The organism is Flavobacterium anhuiense (genome assembly GCF_004151235.1).
GTDB lineage: Bacteria > Bacteroidota > Bacteroidia > Flavobacteriales > Flavobacteriaceae > Flavobacterium > Flavobacterium anhuiense_A.
The window spans coordinates 89,410-105,568 of record NZ_JUIV01000013.1; the positions used below are offsets into that span (position 1 = coordinate 89,410).

The window sequence follows — 16,159 nt, forward strand, 5'->3', positions numbered from 1 at the left end:
ATTGGTTTTCCATTGAGTATGTCATTTCGACGAAGGAGAAATCGCACGCGGGTTTCCGCAATTTTTGTTGCCAAACTTTGTAGAATTTCTAGTGTGATTTCTCCTTCGTCGAAATGACAAAAATGAGAATTAATCACTATGTAACATAATTGTTTTTTAGAAATACAAAACTATTTCCTACTCACTCCCGCACTTTCAAAACTAGCCATCTCATTCAAAAAAGCCTCAGCCGATTTTAAAATCGGAAAAGCAACAGCACATCCAGTTCCTTCTCCTAGACGCAAATCTAAATTTAAAATAGGTTTTGCTCCTAGATAGTTCAATAATTTTGAATGCGCTTTTTCGGCAGAACAGTGGCAGAAAACAGCATTTTGCTTGATATTCGGATTTATTTTAAAAGCAATCAAATAGGCAACAGTACAAATAAAACCGTCAACCAGAATTAGCATTTTATTTTCAAAAGCAGTCAGCATTCCGCCAGCCATTTGAAGAATTTCAAAACCTCCAAAATAGGAAAGCTGTGACATTAATTCGGCTTGACCAGAATAACTTTCAATTGCTTTTTTAAGTAAATTTTGTTTTAGAAGCAGTTTTTCGTTTTCAACTCCCGTTCCTTTTCCGACACAATCTTCAATAGGAAAACCAGTTAAAATACTCATTAAAACAGAAGCGGTAGAAGTGTTTCCAATTCCCATTTCGCCAAAACCAATACAATTTGAGCCAGATTTTGCGATATTTTCAACAATCGATTTTCCTTTATCAAAACACAATTGGACTTCAGATTCGCTCATGGCAGGAACATGAAGAAAGGACTGAGTTCCTTTGGCAATTTTTGCATCGATTAATTTTGCATTGGTTGGAAAATCATAATTAACGCCCGAATCTACAATTGATAATTCGATATTATTCTGATTACAGAAAACGTTTATGGCTGCGCCGCCATCGAGGAAATTATTGACCATCTGTCGCGTAACATCTTGCGGATAGTCACTTACACCATGATTTGCAATTCCGTGATCGGCTGCAAAAACTACGATGTTGGGTTTTACGATTTTCGGATTTAAAGTTTCAAAAACCGTTGCCATTTGGAAAGCCAAAGATTCTAATGTTCCCAAAGAACCGACAGGTTTTGTTTTAGAATCTATTTTGTCTTGTAAAAGAGCATAGAAATCAGATTTGTCTTGAATTTTATTTTCTGATTTCAAATCAAAAGCAGGAACATTTATTTGATGAATTTCTTTAATTTCAGAGCAAATAGGAGCTTCCGATTTTTGTTTCCAATGCAATTGCTGCAGCATTGGCTGATTGTTATAATTGGTTGCTGGTTTTCCAATGCAGAAATAACCAAGCGGTTCTATATTTTCGGGTAAATCGAGAATTTTTTTAAACTGATAATAATTAAGAATCGAAACCCAGCCCATTCCGTAGCCTTGTTCTGTTAGCGAAAGCCAGATATTTTGCGCCGCACAAACCGAACTAAATTTCACGGCTTCATTACTTCCAATTGTTCCAATCGTAAACTGATTTAAAACAGAACGGTCATAAGCAATGATGAGTCCAATTGGAGCTTCTTCGATTGCTTCAAGTTTAAGCGATCTGTAAAGTTCTTTCTGTTCGGGATTGTCGGTTAGTTCCTCGGCTTTTTTATTGTAGTCTAAAAAAAGCTTTTTAATAGACGTTTTAACTTCATCTGATTTAATGATATAATATCTCGTTGCATCGGTTAGTCCTACAGATGGAGCCCAATGTCCAGCCTGTAGAGCTTTTTGGATTACTTCATCAGGAACTTCATCGGCTGTAAAATGTCGTGTGTCGCGGCGTGATTTTAATATATCGTCTAAATTACTCATTTCTTTAAATTCCAATTTTTAAATTCCAAATTCAAATCTGAAAATGGAAAGATTCTAGTAAAGGTAAAGCATAGCTTTGGAATTTGGAGTTTAAAACTTAGAATTTCGTTTCAATTTATTGGAATTTGGAATTTTTTGTATTGGAATTTATCTCTTTATTTTAACTGGAATTCCAGAAACCATTAATACAACTTCATCGGCATTTGATGCAAGAAATTGATTCATCCAGCCTTGAAGTTCAACAAACTTTCTTCCGATATGAGTTTCTGCATGAACTCCCATGCCAATTTCATTTGTCACAATAATGATATTCGCATTTTCGTGTTTAGCGATCGCAAGAAATTCTTTTTTTGCTTCTTCCAAACTTAACTCTACGTCATTTTTAGTATCAATAAAAAAATTAGTTAGCCAGAGCGTTACACAATCAATTAAAGCAGTTTTTCCAGAAAAATCAATTTCACTTAAATATTTTTCCTTTTCAATATTCGTCCAATGTTCGTCTCTTTCTTGCTGATGACGGTCAATTCGATTTTGGAAATCATCATCCCATTTTCTGGCCGTTGCTACATACAAAGGAGAGTCGGAAAGTTCTAAAGCAAGTTTCTGTGCATAACCGCTTTTTCCAGAGCGCTCACCGCCAGTTACCAAGTAAATCATTTTTTATTAATTATGAGTTTTGAATTATGAATTATGTGTTTGGGCAAGTTATAAAATAATTATGAAGACTAACTCATAATTAATCACTCATAACTCCTAATACGGGCAATGTCGGCAGTTATTTCCACAACAGGTTCCTCTTTTTAGGTGAAACCAAGCTTTAAAAACATAATTGCCATTTTCGATGTAATAATCAATCCCTTCAATTAAATGATCCGTTTTTGGCAATAGCATAGCCTTGTTTTTAAGAGCCTTTTCTGGAGTTATGGTTTCGATATAAGCTTCAATTTTATCTTCGCATGCTTCCTTAAAGCACACAGGACAAAGGCAATCGCCTCCTTCTGAAAGATTGAAAATAGGTGGATAATCATTACACCAGCACTTATTTTCGGGTGAAGTGTCGCCGCATGAAAAAGCGGCTTCACAACTGGAGCAAATTTTTGTTTTTGGTGCACTCATTAAATAAAAGGCTATTTGTTTAAATTTGTACGAATAAAGGTAAACAAAAAAAATAGAAATTGATTTACCTTTGTGCCCACACAAAACACAAAATATGAAATATTTTTTCCATAAATTACCAGTCGTTTTTTCGCTTTTTATCTTAATTGGCTGTAAAAAAAATGAAACGCAAGAGGCGGTAAAATCTACCGTTGCCAAAGAAAGTATCGAATTTGCATCTGGACTTTCAATTGTAAAAAACGAAGGTTATTCGATTGTAAATGTGGTGAATCCGTGGCCAAATGCTAAAGGTAAATTTACTTACATTTTGGAAGAAAAAGGAGTGCAAATTCCAGACAGTTTAAAAAAATATCCTGCGATAAAAGTTCCTTTAGAAAGTGTTGTGGTAACTTCAACAACAAATATTCCTTTTCTAGAAATGCTCGAAGTTGAGAATAAATTGGTCGGATTTCCACATACCGATTATATTTCTTCGGAAAAAACACGAGCATTAATTGATAAAGGTTCTGTGAAAAACGTTGGACAAAATGAAAAGCTGAACATCGAACAATTAATAGAATTGTCACCAGATTTGATTGTTACTTTTGGTGTTGATAATAATAATCCGATGCTGGATAATTTGAAAAAAAGCGGTTTAAAAGTTCTTATTCAGGGTGATTGGATGGAACAGTCTCCGCTAGGAAAAGCAGAATGGATTAAGCTTTACGGTGCTCTGTTTGGAAAAGAAGATAAAGCAAAAGAACTTTTTGATAAAATCGTAGAAAGCTATAACCAGGCAAAAAAGCTCGTTGCTGATAAACCTGCAACTTCCAAAGTCTTATACGGTTCTATGTACGAAGATGTTTGGTATGTGGCCAAAGGAAACAGTTGGGTGGCGCAGTTCATGCAAGATGCAAAATCGAATTATTTATGGGCCGATTTAAAAGGAACAGGAAGTGAAGGTTTGTCTTTTGAAAAAGTTTTAGATAAAGCGAAAACGGCTAATGTTTGGATTGCTTCTGGATCTTTTAAAACTTTGGATGAATTGCAAAAAGCAAATCCGCATTACGCAGAATTTGACGCTTTTAAAAATAAAACAATATACAATTTTGAAGGAAAGCTAGGAGCGACAGGCGGAACAGTTTACTACGAATTGGCGCCAAGCCGTCCTGATTTGGTGTTGAAAGATTATATCAAGATTTTTCATCCAGATTTATTGGCGGGCTACGAATTTACTTTTGCATCAAAACTGAATTAAATTGGCGAATAAAAAACGAAATACCATTTTATTTGTCGTATTGACTTTAGGACTTTTTCTAATGTTTTTTGCGAGCATTAGTTTAGGATCGGTTACCATTCCGTTAAAAGATGTTTTTGCGAGTTTAACTGGTGGTCATGCTGCAAAATCGACTTGGGAATATATTATCATTAATTATCGTTTGCCAAAAGCGATTACGGCAGTTTTGGTCGGAACAGGACTCTCCATGAGCGGACTTTTGATGCAGACTTTATTTAGAAATCCGCTTGCCGGACCTTATGTTTTAGGATTAAGCTCCGGAGCAAGTCTTGGTGTTGCATTTGTTATTTTGGGAGCAGGATTTCTACCTTCTTTTTTGAGTGTAATTGCATTGTCTTCTTACGGAATTGTTTTGGCATCTACTTTAGGAAGCACGTTGGTTTTATTTCTAGTTTTAGTAGTTTCGCAGCGATTGCGAGACACAATGGCCATCTTGATTGTAGGTTTAATGTTTGGAAGCTTTACCACTGCAATTGTAAGTGTTCTAACTTATTTTAGCACGGCAGAACAGCTACAGAAATTTACTTTTTGGTCAATGGGAAATCTCGGAAATCTTTCTTGGACAACTATTGTAATTTTGACTTTCTGTGTTGGAATTGGATTGCTTTTAAGCGCCAAAAGTATCAAACCTCTAAACGCCTTGCTTCTTGGAGAAAACTATGCAAAAAGCATGGGATTGAATTTTAAACAAGCAAGATTAGTCATCATTTTTGCAACGAGTATATTATCAGGAGCGATTACGGCATTTGCTGGTCCGATTGCTTTTGTGGGCTTAGCAGTGCCTCATATTGCAAAGCTGACTTTCCAGACCAGTAATCATACTATTTTGTTTTGGAGCACTTTATTTTTTGGTTCCATAATAATGCTGTTTTGCGATATTGTTTCGCAAATGCCAGGTTTTGATGTTACGCTTCCAATAAATGCCGTAACTTCTATAATTGGCGCGCCGGTGGTTATTTGGCTTTTAGTTAGAAAAAGGAATTTTAAATAAATTTTAGCCACAGATTAAAAAGATTTGCACAGATTTTTTAATCATTTTAATCCTTTAATCTGTGGCTTAAAAGAAAAAAAACTTAGAATCTCAGCATCTTAGTAACTTAGAATCTCAAAAAATGAAAAACATTCTATCAACCTCAAACTTAAGTATTGGATACAAATCCAAGAAAGGCGTTACGGCTATTGCTGAGAATCTTAATCTTAATCTTGAAGCTGGAAAATTAATTACTTTAATAGGGGCAAACGGAATTGGAAAATCTACCTTATTACGAACGCTTACAGGTATTCAGAAACCTTTATCAGGAAATGTTTATTTGAACGAAAGAAATATTTCAGACTATCAGCCTTTAGAATTGGCGCAAAATCTCAGTTTGGTTTTAACCGAAAAACTGCCGCCAAGTAATCTTTCTGTTTTTGAATTAGTCGCTTTAGGCCGTCAGCCGTATACCAATTGGGTTGATAAATTGTCCGCCGAAGATATTCTAAAAGTTCAGGAAGCAATGAGTTTGACGCAAATCGAACATTTAGCTTCAAAAAAACATTTTCAGATTAGCGACGGACAATTGCAGAAAGTTTTAATTGCAAGAGCTTTGGCACAAGATACGCCGTTAATCATTTTAGACGAACCAACAACGCATCTTGATTTATTACATAAAGTTTCTTTGTTTAAATTATTGAAAAAACTGACACAAGAAACTCAAAAAAGCATTTTGTTTTCCACACACGATATCGATTTGGCCATTCAGTTAAGTGACGAAATGATTATGATGACGCCAGAAAGTATAGTGCAAGATCAGCCATGTAATTTAATTTCGAATGGAAGTTTCAGCAATTTGTTCAAAGACGAACATATTATTTTTGATGCTGAAAAAGGGAAGTTTATTGTGAGTTAAAATTCTCGGTTTTCCTGCAAGTTTTTCAAAACCTTGTAGGTATAAAAATTTATAAGTTGGCAATTAAAAAAAAAGGCCTACAAGGTTTTGAAAACCTTGCAGGAGATGGAATAATTATTTCTTCAAACCAATTTGTCTCTTCGCTTCACCAACTACGAAAGCAACCGAATTAGCAATATTAAAACTGCGAATAAGCGGTGACATCGGAATCGTCAAATGATTTTCGAATCTAGACATAAATGCTGCGCTCAATCCAACACTTTCTTTTCCGAAAACTAGCCAGTCCCCATCTTGAAATTCATTTTCTAAATACGATTTTTCAGAATGCGAACTCATTAAAAATACACGAGAATGATCTGGAATCTGAGCAATCCATTCGTCTACATTTTGATATTCTGTTACATCAAGATGAACCCAATAATCTAATCCCGAACGTTTCAGGTTTTTGTCATTGATAACAAATCCAAAAGGATGAATTAAATGAAGACGGCTTTCTGTGCCTACACACAATCTGCCAATATTTCCGGTATTATTTGGTATTTCTGGTTCTACAAGAACAACGTTTAACATCTTTTTGAGTTATGAATTATAAGTTATAGGTTATGAGTTTCTGGAAATTATCTAATTGACACATTTTCTAATTAACTAATTATCTAATTGAAAATCGGAAACTTCTAAAACTTCACCTGCTTTCAGGTTTTGCAAATATACATTTCCTATTCTAACGCGAACTAAACGTAACGTCGGAAAACCAACTGCGGCAGTCATTTTCCTAACTTGACGAAATTTTCCTTCCCTTACCGTGATGGATGCCCAAGAAGTTGGACCATGACGCTCATCTCTTATTTTTTTCGCTCTCGCTCCAAAATCGGGAATTTCGGTAACGATAGATGCTTTGCAGCGTTTCGTTTTGTATTTTCCGCCGTCAAGTCCAATTTCTACACCATTTTGTAATTGTTCAATTGCTTCCGGTGTAATTAATCCATCAACCTGAACATAATATTCTTTTTCAACCTTTTTACTTCGAACGAGTTCGCTCATATTTCCATCGGTAGTCAAAAGAAGCAAACCTTCAGAATCTTCGTCCAGTCTTCCAATTGCCATTGTTCCTTTTGGGAAATCGTGCAATTCGCCCAAAAGCTTTTTCTTTCTTTTTAATTCATAAATAAATTGGCTCAAATAGCCGTAAGGTTTAAAAAGAATGAAGTGTCGGTGCATTTTTAATTTTTTGCAAAGATAGTTCCTTTCCTAAAATTAAAACCAATTACAGCTTTTGTGATTTCATTTTTTTAAACCATTGGTAGACAAACCAAGTTACAGTAACTGTAAAAATGGAAATTAAAATGGGGTAATAGTTTTCGAAAAATTGATGAAAATAACTTCCGACCAAAATGTATGCAGAAGCCATGCAAAGCTTGATTAAGATAAATTCAGAATTGGACCAGCTGGTTTTGATTTTAAAGAAATTCATAATAATTACGGTTGTTAAGTTGCTTTGTATAAAGGTAATAAATAAAAAAGCGGATGGCAATTATAAAAGAAAAGCAATATGAAATCATAAATTTTTCGCGCTTAGAATTCGTAATATTATAAAGTTGAATATAAAAATAATAATGCCATGGAAACGAATAATTTAGGAACAAAAAAAATAAACGGAACGCAGAAAAATATTGACGAATCTAAAGGAAAAAACGTTTCGCACGATAAAGAACTAAAAAATGCCAAATTGAATAAAGAATTGGTAACTGATGCAGATGGGGATAAAAAAATAGTGGAGCGAGCGCGAAATGAGAATGAAGACATTAACCAAAAGCTTCGTAAAACAAATCCAGATAACCCAAATGCGAACCGTGGAGTTGAAACGGAAGAAGAGGCAAATAAGACAGTTGAGAACAAAGACCGTAATTCTGATATAACTCCAAATCGATATCCAAATTCACATCCAGATAATCATAAAGATCGCGGAAATATGAAATTGGACGAGGAAGAATGATACAATACGAAATTTTAAATAAAATTTGGTCAATTAAATGTCAAATAACATAACATTAGCGGTTGGCGTTAATGTTATTGTAAACTCATTTCAAAGCTTTTGTATCGGTTGATATCTTCGTAAATTAGAGGTATCAATTTAAAAACATATATAAAAATGGCACTTTTAGAAAATAAAGTAGCTTTTGTATCTGGCGGCGGTTCAGGAATCGGACGCGCAGTGGCAGAAGCCTACGCTCGAGAAGGAGCAAAAGTAGTTGTAGCTGATATAAATGTAGAACACGGTCAAGAAACCGTAAAAATGATAAAGGAAAAGGGCGGAGAAGCCTTTTTTATAAAAGGAGACTCTTCGAGTGCTGCTGACAATAAACATATGGTTGAGGTGACGGTTTCAAAATATGGCCGATTGGACATTGCCTGCAACAATGCGGGAATGGGAGGGCCAGCAAAACCAACTGGAGAATACGAGCCAGAAGCTTGGGATAAGGTTATTGCATTAAATTTAAGCGGTGTTTTTTATGCTTGCCGTTATCAATTGGAGCAAATGGAGAAAAATGGCGGAGGAAGCATTGTAAATATTGCTTCAATTCATGGACAAGTTGCTGCGCCAAATAGTGTTGCATATACAGCGAGTAAACATGGTGTGGTTGGTTTGACAAAAAATATTGCAGTAGAATATGCACAGAAAAACATTCGATGCAATGCTGTTGGACCAGGTTATATTGAAACAGCACTTTTAAAAGATAATCTTAATAAAGATATGATGCAGGCTATTGCAGCAAAATCTGCAATGAACCGTTTAGGAACCGCAGAAGAAGTTGCCGAACTGGTAGTTTTTCTAAATTCTGATAAATCATCATTCACAACAGGAAGTTATATTATTGCTGATGGAGGTTATACCGCAGTTTAATATTTTTTATTAGAGAATATTATTTTGAATTAGTAAAAGGCAGTAAGGGAAAGCTTACTGCTTTTTTTGTAGATGAAAAATGATTTTTAAAAATAATGTTATTAAAAATAAAATCAATTATAGAATAGAAAACTGGCCGATGTGTGACTTTCTTTTTTACGCAAATATATTTTTCAATTCCACTAAATCAATTTTGCTTTGATCTGAAAAGTTGAAAAAATAATTCAATTGCCATTTCTGCGTTTTCTGTGCCTGTTTGCTTGTAGTTTCATCCCACGGAGGATAAACTCTTGTGGCTCTGATACCTTCTTTGTTTTGGGTAGAAAAAATGCCTTTTTCTAATAATGTTTTTTTCGGAAAAATAAACTGTCCCCAATTTTGATCTTTTCGAACAGTTACAATTACAAAATCAATAGTATCGGAATAATCAAAAGGCTCAATTATTCCCGATTGATTTCGTTTCCATAAAGTCACAAATTGTCCTATCTTGGTTGGGGTAATTTTAGCCTCTCTATAGCAAATGTTGTTATTGTTTAACTGAAAACGAAATGCACTGTATTCCTCACTTTCGCTTTCTTTTTGAAAAGTGGTCATTTGCAAACCAGCTTTGTCAAAAATAACTTTCTTGCTCAATAATAAATCAAGCGAATCAATTGTAAAATCCATAAAAAATCTATTCTAAATATAGCCTGAAAATTACTACAAATTTGCTTTAGAAATTGACATTTAGCCCAAAATTTAATCCCCATTGGAACTGGTTGAAAGACTGGCTGTTTAGTGGATTGATGTAATAATTTACCGCAGGCTCAACAAAAACATTGGTCTTTTTGTACACGCGATATTGAACGGTACTGCTCAAAGTAGAACCATAAACATAATTATTCGCATTGACATTTTCCCCAATAGTATGCCCGTCTAAAACTACATTGTTTGAAATCAATTTACCTACAAAACCTCCAGTGTTTACGTTAATGCTCGCTTTATTTTGATTAAAAACAGAGTAAGAAACTTCTAGTGGCATTTCTACATATCTTAAATTTTGATCTAATTTTCCAGTTTGAACATTTTCATTTTTCAAAGCTTCTTTTGTGCTATTAGAAATTAGAAGGTAATCTTGAGTAGGTGAGTTAGCTGATGCAACAGGATAGCTGTCAGGAGTAAAAAAAGCATTGTTTTTAGCACTCACATAAGATACATTGGCAACACTTTGTCCTAATTCGCTGATTTTTAATCCAGAACCTACAGCCCATTTATTGTTAATACTATATTTAGTTTTTACGCCATAAGAATTAGATTGTTTAGAATCGTTTACGTTCCCTAATGTTTTATCGTTTTTGGTATTTTCAGAACTTGCTATGCCTGCAAAAACGGCAACTGCCCATCTTTCCTTTTTATTGATAAGATTGTCTTTTTTCTCTTTTTCTTCTTTTTTCTTTTCTGGAGCTAAAATCCTTTTTTCTAAATTTTGAAGCTCAGCCAATTGTATAGAGTCTGTTTTGCTCAAACTATTAGCAATCTTCACATCGTCTTTTATGATCACCGCTTTGTCAGTTCGTTTAGTCTCATTTATACTTAATGCATTTTTGTTCGAATTATATGCATTGCTGTTTGTTAAAGAGTTAGTATTTGCGGAAGAACTATGATTATTGAGTGCTAAACTTTTATTGTTTTTCGCAGAAAACTGTTCTTCAAAAATAGAATTTGAAAGCTGTTTTTTTACTGTCGAATTAAATTTGCTTTGTTTTCCAAATGCAATTCGTTCTTCAGAAATTCCTTTATTAGAAGATTTTGTATTATTTTCTAAAATAGATTTTTTGGAAGATTTTAGAATCGACTTGTTTTCTGAAGAGCCAAAATTTTGATATGCAATAGATTGGTTCGGAGCATTTGCTGGAACCGCTGTGTTAGATTTTTTAGAAGATTTTGCAGTCGATTTTTCTTCTGATGAACCTGAATTTTGATATGCAACAGATTCGTTCGGAGCATTTGCTGGAACCACTACATTAGATTTCGAATCTTTTTTACTGCTTTTGTTCTTAGAGTTTGTTTCTGCTACAGAAGTCTCTTGAACTTGAATTCCTGATTCATTATTGAATTGATTCTTCGTATCATTTCCATTTAAAGAATCTATTTTTTTGTCAGTATTTTTAGTTCGGACTAAATTTCTGTCGTTAGAATTATCGTTTGTGTTTTTGTCAAGAACAATACTATTTCTGCCGTTTTCTAAATTGCCATCGTTGAGGTTATTGTTTTTAGACGAATCAGTAAAATGTAAAATTGAAGGCAGAAGCAACCCTAATAATAAGCATGCAGCAGCCGACCACCAAAGAATAACTCTCTTCTTCTTTTTAGGTTTGTCTAATTTTTTTTCAATCTGACTCCATAATTCTGGAGGCGGAACACTCGAAAAGTCTTCCATTGATGAAAAAATATCTTCTATTTTGTGCTTCTTCATGCTATCTTAAAATTTTTTATGCTCAAAATTCGCTTTTGTAATATGTGTTTAGCGCGATTTAAATTTGATTTTGATGTTCCTTCGGAGATTTTTAATAGTTCGGCTATTTCTTTGTGTTTCATTTTTTCGAATACATAGAGGTTAAAAACTGTCCGGTATTGATCTGGTAAATCTCGAATGTATTCCAGCAGTTTTTCCTGTTCTATCGGAATTGCTTCCAGTTCCTCTTCTTCTATAAAATCGGTATCGGGATCAAAAACATCTAAAAAGAAACTCTCTTTTTTCTTTTTGTTTAAAGTTTCGATGAGTTTGTTTATAAAAATACGTTTCAGCCAGCCCTCAAAACTTCCTTCAAATTTATATTGGCTTATTTTCTGAAAGGCAATTACAAATGCTTCCTGAAAAACATCTTTCGCGTCATCTTCGTTCTTCATATATTTCAAACATATACCATATAAAACAGGAGAGAACAACTGATAAATTTTCAGTTGTCCCTCTCTGTCATTTTTCATGCACAGTTTGATATATTTTTCTAACTCGTCTTTCAAGAAATGGTTCAAATTTGATTTTGCAAAAATAGTTTTAAATAGCGTACAAAACTATCTTTTAAAAATAGCTTGAGTACCATCTTGACTGTTGCTTACAATGGTTAGGTTTTGATTGTCAAGGTTTTCTATTATGTAAGTTTTGCCTTCAAACGTAATTAAGTCACATTCTGAATGGTCAAAATAACTCTTTCCTTTTTCTATCTGATAGGCACTGTTTCTAATCTCTATATTATTTTTATAAGTAATAATTCTTCCTTTTTCAGTAAAGACAATTTTCTTATTAAATCCAATTGTTTTTGGTGTTGCTATGTAAGGGTTATTAGAACCTCCAATAGATTTTTTCCAAATCCAAGTATTTATAATTGATTTTGCGGTTTTTTTTGAATCATTTATAGGAATCATTGATGAAAATAAAAAACAGATAATAAAAGAAAAAAAGAGTTTCTTCATGATAGAATTATTTTAAGCTTGTAATTTTTTCCTGAATTGCTTTTTTGAAAAGTTTTATTTCTGAACTTTGATCTGAAGTATCGTTATTATCAATATAAATTCTGGTAACGCTTGCTCCTTGACGAAGCTCAAAATAAATTCCGCCTTGATTCGCAGAATCTGGAGAACCATAAGTTTTAGTTTGTCCTTTTATAGCTAAAATTTCTGAAGGAACACTTTTTAATAATAAACTATATTCGCCTCTTTTAATTGTCGGAGTATATTTGTATTGTCCGAAATCGTATTTACCAGCTCCAACGTTTAAGAATTTTAAAATGTTATACTCGTTAAGCTGATAAAATTTTTGGCAGTCTGCACCTGTACATTCATTATGGAAACTTCCAATAATTATATTGTCAGCGACTTCTGTTGTTTTATTGAAAATCATTCCTTTTGTTGTTTTCGGGATCAAAACAAAATCAGAAGGATAAGTAGGAGTTTGCGTTACGTCTTCACCCACAGCAGGGGCTTTTTCGTAGTAATTAACAACGATTTCACAATTATTTTCTACTATGGAGCTAATTACGATGTCATAGCCGCTTGTAGGTTTGGCGCCAGCAAAAATCCCAACTAAATATTCTTTTGTAAAATCAATATTTGGATCACTTGCAACTTGACAACTGTTTGCATGTTTTGTAAAATACTGATCCATTTTTTCTTGAGATGGAATAATAACTGCTGCAGCATTATTTGGTTGAGATTTTACACTATAATTACACAAGAAAGGAAAACCAGTAAAATTTACAGTTGTATTAGCTCCACAATCTACATAATTATTATTTCCGTCACTAAGCGAACAAGCACTGAATCCAAAGGCTACAAATAAGCCAAGTATTAATTTTTTCATAATTATTTTAATAGGTTTATATCTTGTAGATAGTGCTTTGTAAAAAAGGTTGCGTTGAGGTTTGTTTTTTTTTGAAAAAAAATAAATGTTGATTTAGTTTGAATTGAATATGAATTAGTGAAATTTCTATTTTAAAAATTAAGCACTACGCATTATTGAGTACTTTTACGTTAAATTACCTTAGTTATGACTGATTTTTTACCATTTTTATTGGGTTTTGTTGTTGCGCTTTCTATAGGAATATACATAGGAAGAATGCTTTCGTTATCCAAATTTCAATCAGAAAGAGCTATTTCTGAGGAAAGATTAAATGCATTAAATAGTCAATTGCAGATGTTGAAAGAGCAGTTTGAAAGCGAAAAAAATAACTTTCAGAAACAATTGCAGTTTAATATTTCTGAAAAAGAAAATATTCGTACAGAAAAAGACAGTTTAGCAATTCAGCTTTCTAAAAAAGAAGTAGATTTTGAAAATTTATGGGAACGCCATAAAGAACAAAAAAGCGAAATTAATGAGCTTCAGGAAAAATTTACCAAAGAATTTGAAAACCTAGCCAATAAAATCTTAGAAGAAAAATCGGCAAAGTTTACCGAGCAAAATACTGTAAACATGAAAAATATCCTGACGCCTTTGCAGGACAAAATTCAGGTTTTTGAACAGAAAGTAGAGCAAACACATAAAGAAAGTATTGATTATCATGCAGCGCTTCGCCAGCAGATTATTGGCTTGAGCGAAATGAATGCGCAAATGAGCAAAGAAACCTTAAATCTTACGAAAGCATTAAAAGGCGACAGCAAAATGCAAGGAAATTGGGGAGAATTGGTTTTGGAACGTGTTCTAGAAAAATCGGGATTAGAAAAAGGAAGAGAATATGAAGTGCAGCAGAGTTTTACCAATAGTGAAGGCAATCGCGTTTTTCCAGACGTGGTAATCAATCTTCCAGATGGTAAAAAAATGATTGTTGATTCTAAAGTTTCGCTTGCCGCTTATGAAAAATGGGTAAACGAAGAATCAGAACTGTTAAAAATAGAATTTCTTAAAGAACACGTTATTTCTATTAAAAGACATGTTGAGCAGTTGGGCAGTAAAAATTATCATGATTTGTACCAAATGGAAAGTCCAGATTTTGTTCTGCTTTTTATTCCGATGGAGCCTGCTTTTGCCATTGCATTAAACGAAGATCCTACATTATACACCAAAGCTTTTGACCGAAACATTGTTATTGTAACGCCAAGTACGCTTTTGGCAACGTTAAGAACGATTGACAGTATGTGGACCAATCAGAAACAGCAGGAAAATGCCTTAGAGATTGCAAGACAAGCAGGAGCTTTGTATGACAAATTTGAAGGTTTTGTAACCGATTTAGTTCGAATTGGAAATAAAATAAAAGATACCAAAACAGAATACGAAAGAGCAATGAATAAATTGGTTGACGGCAAAGGAAATCTGATTTCGAGTGTAGAAAGACTGAAAAAAATGGGAGCGAAGGCAAAGAAGTCACTTCCAGATAATATTATTGCAAGAGCAGCGAGTTCAGATGAAAATGAATTATTGAATTAGAAGAGAAAGTAAAAAGAGAAAAGACGCAAGAAAAAATACCAACCAAATATAGAATACAACTAATCAAAACATTCCAAAAACAAAAACATGAGTACAGATTTTAAACCAGTTTCTTCATCAAAAGTTAGTATATCAGAATTAATGCTACCATCGCATACTAACTTTAGCGGAAAAATTCACGGGGGATATATTTTACAATTACTAGATCAGATTGCTTTTGCATCGGCATCAAAATTCAGCGGAAATTATTGCGTAACAGCTTCTGTAGATACGGTAAACTTTCTGAAACCAATTGAAGTTGGAGAATTAGTAACCATGAAGGCCTCTGTAAATTATGTTGGAAGAAGCTCTATGATTGTCGGCATTCGCGTAGAAGCAGAAAATATTCAGACAGGAGTTGTCAAACATTGCAATTCGTCTTATTTTACAATGGTTGCCAAAGATAAAGAAGGTAAAAGTGTTCAGGTTCCAGGATTAATCTTGTCAAACTTAGAGGAAGTGCGTCGTTTTAGAAAAGCAATAAAACATATTGAAGTTAGAAAAGAAGTAGAAGAGCACGAAAAATTGGCCAATATAAATTCTATTGAAGATTTGGCGAGTTTAGAAAAATATAATGTCCTTTTAGAAATTAGCTAAATTTTCTTATATTTAGTAGATACACATTAAATATTAGAAATTATGGTCAAGTTTGGATATACAATTTTATACGTTGAAAATGTCGAAGAATCTATCGTGTTTTATGAAAATGCTTTTGGGTTTTCGAGAAAATTTGTCACGCCAGAAGGAGATTATGGCGAATTGATTACAGGAGAAACAACACTTTCTTTTGCTTCGAAGAAATTAGCCTCAAAAAGTTTACCTGATGGTTTTATCGAAAGCAGTTTAGAAGACAAACCTTTTGCCATAGAAATTGGTTTTATTACAGATAATGTTCCTGAAGTTTTACAAAAAGCAACTTCTTTTGGCGCTGTTATCGTTTCTGAACCTGTAGAAAAACCTTGGGGACAGATTGTGGCTTATGCAAGAGACTTAAATGGTTTTTTGATTGAGATTTGTACAGAGGTTAAAGCATAGAAATTCGTTGTCAAAAATTACGGTAAAGTCCCTACGGGACAAAATGTGGGTGAACCAATATTTTTTTCTACTGATATATACTTCCTAGCGGAATATTTGAAAATGGTAAAAAAAATCTACCAATATGTAATTCCTAATGGAATATTTTGAAAA

General features: G+C 33.5%; 18 protein-coding genes. 8 read left to right on the forward strand and 10 right to left on the reverse strand.

Annotated features, from left to right (window positions below; genetic code table 11):
• Positions 1-170: 170 nt before the first annotated feature.
• The 3 genes from cobT to NU08_RS15700 all read right to left on the reverse strand — a co-directional run bounded on the left by cobT (position 171) and on the right by NU08_RS15700 (position 2,966).
• Positions 171-1,850, reverse strand: coding sequence for a nicotinate-nucleotide--dimethylbenzimidazole phosphoribosyltransferase (gene cobT / locus NU08_RS15690; protein ID WP_129748067.1), 1,680 nt, complete (start codon positions 1,848-1,850; stop codon positions 171-173).
• 147 nt (positions 1,851-1,997) lie between these two features.
• Positions 1,998-2,507, reverse strand: a complete 510-nt coding sequence (gene cobU / locus NU08_RS15695) for a bifunctional adenosylcobinamide kinase/adenosylcobinamide-phosphate guanylyltransferase (protein ID WP_129748068.1) — start codon at positions 2,505-2,507, stop codon at positions 1,998-2,000.
• 96 nt (positions 2,508-2,603) lie between these two features.
• The gene (locus NU08_RS15700; RefSeq protein WP_129748069.1) at positions 2,604-2,966 is read right to left on the reverse strand and encodes a DUF5522 domain-containing protein; all 363 of its coding nucleotides are present in this window, start codon (positions 2,964-2,966) and stop codon (positions 2,604-2,606) included.
• 94 nt (positions 2,967-3,060) lie between these two features.
• On the opposite strand from NU08_RS15700, the gene NU08_RS15705 reads away from it, so the two are divergent.
• The 3 genes from NU08_RS15705 to NU08_RS15715 all read left to right on the forward strand — a co-directional run bounded on the left by NU08_RS15705 (position 3,061) and on the right by NU08_RS15715 (position 6,131).
• Positions 3,061-4,203: an ABC transporter substrate-binding protein gene (locus tag NU08_RS15705; protein WP_129748070.1), complete on the forward strand. Its 1,143-nt coding sequence runs from the start codon at positions 3,061-3,063 to the stop codon at positions 4,201-4,203.
• A gap of 1 nt (position 4,204) precedes the next feature.
• Complete coding sequence (locus NU08_RS15710; protein ID WP_129748071.1) at positions 4,205-5,233, forward strand: FecCD family ABC transporter permease; 1,029 nt, start codon at positions 4,205-4,207, stop codon at positions 5,231-5,233.
• Between the two features lie 121 nt (positions 5,234-5,354).
• Positions 5,355-6,131 (forward strand): ABC transporter ATP-binding protein, encoded by a 777-nt coding sequence (locus NU08_RS15715; protein WP_129748072.1) that lies wholly within the window; start codon positions 5,355-5,357, stop codon positions 6,129-6,131.
• Positions 6,132-6,245: 114 nt separating this feature from the next.
• Here NU08_RS15715 and NU08_RS15720 read toward each other — a convergent pair whose 3' ends face one another.
• Positions 6,246-6,701, reverse strand: coding sequence for a tRNA (cytidine(34)-2'-O)-methyltransferase (locus tag NU08_RS15720; protein WP_129748073.1), 456 nt, complete (start codon positions 6,699-6,701; stop codon positions 6,246-6,248).
• A 75-nt stretch (positions 6,702-6,776) separates the two neighbouring features.
• Positions 6,777-7,349 carry a pseudouridine synthase gene (locus tag NU08_RS15725; protein WP_129748074.1) on the reverse strand — a complete coding sequence of 191 codons (573 nt, stop codon included), beginning with the start codon at positions 7,347-7,349 and terminating at the stop codon, positions 6,777-6,779.
• Positions 7,350-7,749: 400 nt separating this feature from the next.
• Here NU08_RS15725 and NU08_RS15735 point away from each other — a divergent pair, with 400 nt between their 5' ends.
• Together NU08_RS15735 and NU08_RS15740 are read left to right on the forward strand one after the other, a co-directional pair.
• Positions 7,750-8,124: a hypothetical protein gene (locus NU08_RS15735; protein WP_129748076.1), complete on the forward strand. Its 375-nt coding sequence runs from the start codon at positions 7,750-7,752 to the stop codon at positions 8,122-8,124.
• A 156-nt stretch (positions 8,125-8,280) separates the two neighbouring features.
• A complete protein-coding gene (locus NU08_RS15740) occupies positions 8,281-9,033 on the forward strand; it encodes an SDR family NAD(P)-dependent oxidoreductase (protein WP_129748077.1) in 753 nt (250 codons plus the stop codon).
• A gap of 156 nt (positions 9,034-9,189) precedes the next feature.
• Here the strand turns inward: NU08_RS15740 and NU08_RS15745 are convergent, their stop codons facing one another.
• The 5 genes from NU08_RS15745 to NU08_RS15765 all read right to left on the reverse strand — a co-directional run bounded on the left by NU08_RS15745 (position 9,190) and on the right by NU08_RS15765 (position 13,372).
• Entirely contained in the window at positions 9,190-9,699 is a 510-nt protein-coding gene (locus tag NU08_RS15745; protein ID WP_129748078.1) for a MepB family protein, read from the reverse strand.
• Positions 9,700-9,745: 46 nt separating this feature from the next.
• Entirely contained in the window at positions 9,746-11,488 is a 1,743-nt protein-coding gene (locus NU08_RS15750; protein ID WP_129748079.1) for a hypothetical protein, read from the reverse strand.
• Positions 11,485-12,000: an RNA polymerase sigma factor gene (locus tag NU08_RS15755; protein ID WP_262708816.1), complete on the reverse strand. Its 516-nt coding sequence runs from the start codon at positions 11,998-12,000 to the stop codon at positions 11,485-11,487. The genes NU08_RS15750 and NU08_RS15755 overlap by 4 nt, the downstream gene beginning before the upstream one ends.
• Positions 12,001-12,087: 87 nt before the next feature.
• Positions 12,088-12,486, reverse strand: coding sequence for a hypothetical protein (locus NU08_RS15760; RefSeq protein WP_129748081.1), 399 nt, complete (start codon positions 12,484-12,486; stop codon positions 12,088-12,090).
• Between the two features lie 7 nt (positions 12,487-12,493).
• Entirely contained in the window at positions 12,494-13,372 is an 879-nt protein-coding gene (locus tag NU08_RS15765; protein ID WP_129748082.1) for a protease complex subunit PrcB family protein, read from the reverse strand.
• A 186-nt stretch (positions 13,373-13,558) separates the two neighbouring features.
• On the opposite strand from NU08_RS15765, the gene rmuC reads away from it, so the two are divergent.
• The 3 genes from rmuC to NU08_RS15780 all read left to right on the forward strand — a co-directional run bounded on the left by rmuC (position 13,559) and on the right by NU08_RS15780 (position 16,006).
• Positions 13,559-14,932, forward strand: coding sequence for a DNA recombination protein RmuC (rmuC, locus tag NU08_RS15770; protein WP_129748083.1), 1,374 nt, complete (start codon positions 13,559-13,561; stop codon positions 14,930-14,932).
• 87 nt (positions 14,933-15,019) lie between these two features.
• Entirely contained in the window at positions 15,020-15,568 is a 549-nt protein-coding gene (locus NU08_RS15775; RefSeq protein WP_129748084.1) for an acyl-CoA thioesterase, read from the forward strand.
• Between the two features lie 42 nt (positions 15,569-15,610).
• A complete protein-coding gene (locus tag NU08_RS15780; protein WP_129748085.1) occupies positions 15,611-16,006 on the forward strand; it encodes a VOC family protein in 396 nt (131 codons plus the stop codon).
• Positions 16,007-16,159 lie beyond the last annotated feature (153 nt).

Coding starts and splice junctions, on each gene's coding strand:
- NU08_RS15740 (WP_129748077.1), top strand. CDS start 8,281: ATGGCACTTTTAGAAAATAAAGTAGCTTTTGTATCTGGCGGCGGTTCA.
- NU08_RS15760 (WP_129748081.1), bottom strand. CDS start 12,486: ATGAAGAAACTCTTTTTTTCTTTTATTATCTGTTTTTTATTTTCATCA.
- NU08_RS15735 (WP_129748076.1), top strand. CDS start 7,750: ATGGAAACGAATAATTTAGGAACAAAAAAAATAAACGGAACGCAGAAA.
- cobU (WP_129748068.1), bottom strand. CDS start 2,507: ATGATTTACTTGGTAACTGGCGGTGAGCGCTCTGGAAAAAGCGGTTAT.
- cobT (WP_129748067.1), bottom strand. CDS start 1,850: ATGAGTAATTTAGACGATATATTAAAATCACGCCGCGACACACGACAT.
- NU08_RS15750 (WP_129748079.1), bottom strand. CDS start 11,488: ATGAAGAAGCACAAAATAGAAGATATTTTTTCATCAATGGAAGACTTT.
- NU08_RS15780 (WP_129748085.1), top strand. CDS start 15,611: ATGGTCAAGTTTGGATATACAATTTTATACGTTGAAAATGTCGAAGAA.
- NU08_RS15755 (WP_262708816.1), bottom strand. CDS start 12,000: ATGAAAAATGACAGAGAGGGACAACTGAAAATTTATCAGTTGTTCTCT.
- NU08_RS15705 (WP_129748070.1), top strand. CDS start 3,061: ATGAAATATTTTTTCCATAAATTACCAGTCGTTTTTTCGCTTTTTATC.
- NU08_RS15765 (WP_129748082.1), bottom strand. CDS start 13,372: ATGAAAAAATTAATACTTGGCTTATTTGTAGCCTTTGGATTCAGTGCT.
- NU08_RS15720 (WP_129748073.1), bottom strand. CDS start 6,701: ATGTTAAACGTTGTTCTTGTAGAACCAGAAATACCAAATAATACCGGA.
- NU08_RS15715 (WP_129748072.1), top strand. CDS start 5,355: ATGAAAAACATTCTATCAACCTCAAACTTAAGTATTGGATACAAATCC.
- NU08_RS15725 (WP_129748074.1), bottom strand. CDS start 7,349: ATGCACCGACACTTCATTCTTTTTAAACCTTACGGCTATTTGAGCCAA.
- rmuC (WP_129748083.1), top strand. CDS start 13,559: ATGACTGATTTTTTACCATTTTTATTGGGTTTTGTTGTTGCGCTTTCT.
- NU08_RS15745 (WP_129748078.1), bottom strand. CDS start 9,699: ATGGATTTTACAATTGATTCGCTTGATTTATTATTGAGCAAGAAAGTT.
- NU08_RS15775 (WP_129748084.1), top strand. CDS start 15,020: ATGAGTACAGATTTTAAACCAGTTTCTTCATCAAAAGTTAGTATATCA.
- NU08_RS15700 (WP_129748069.1), bottom strand. CDS start 2,966: ATGAGTGCACCAAAAACAAAAATTTGCTCCAGTTGTGAAGCCGCTTTT.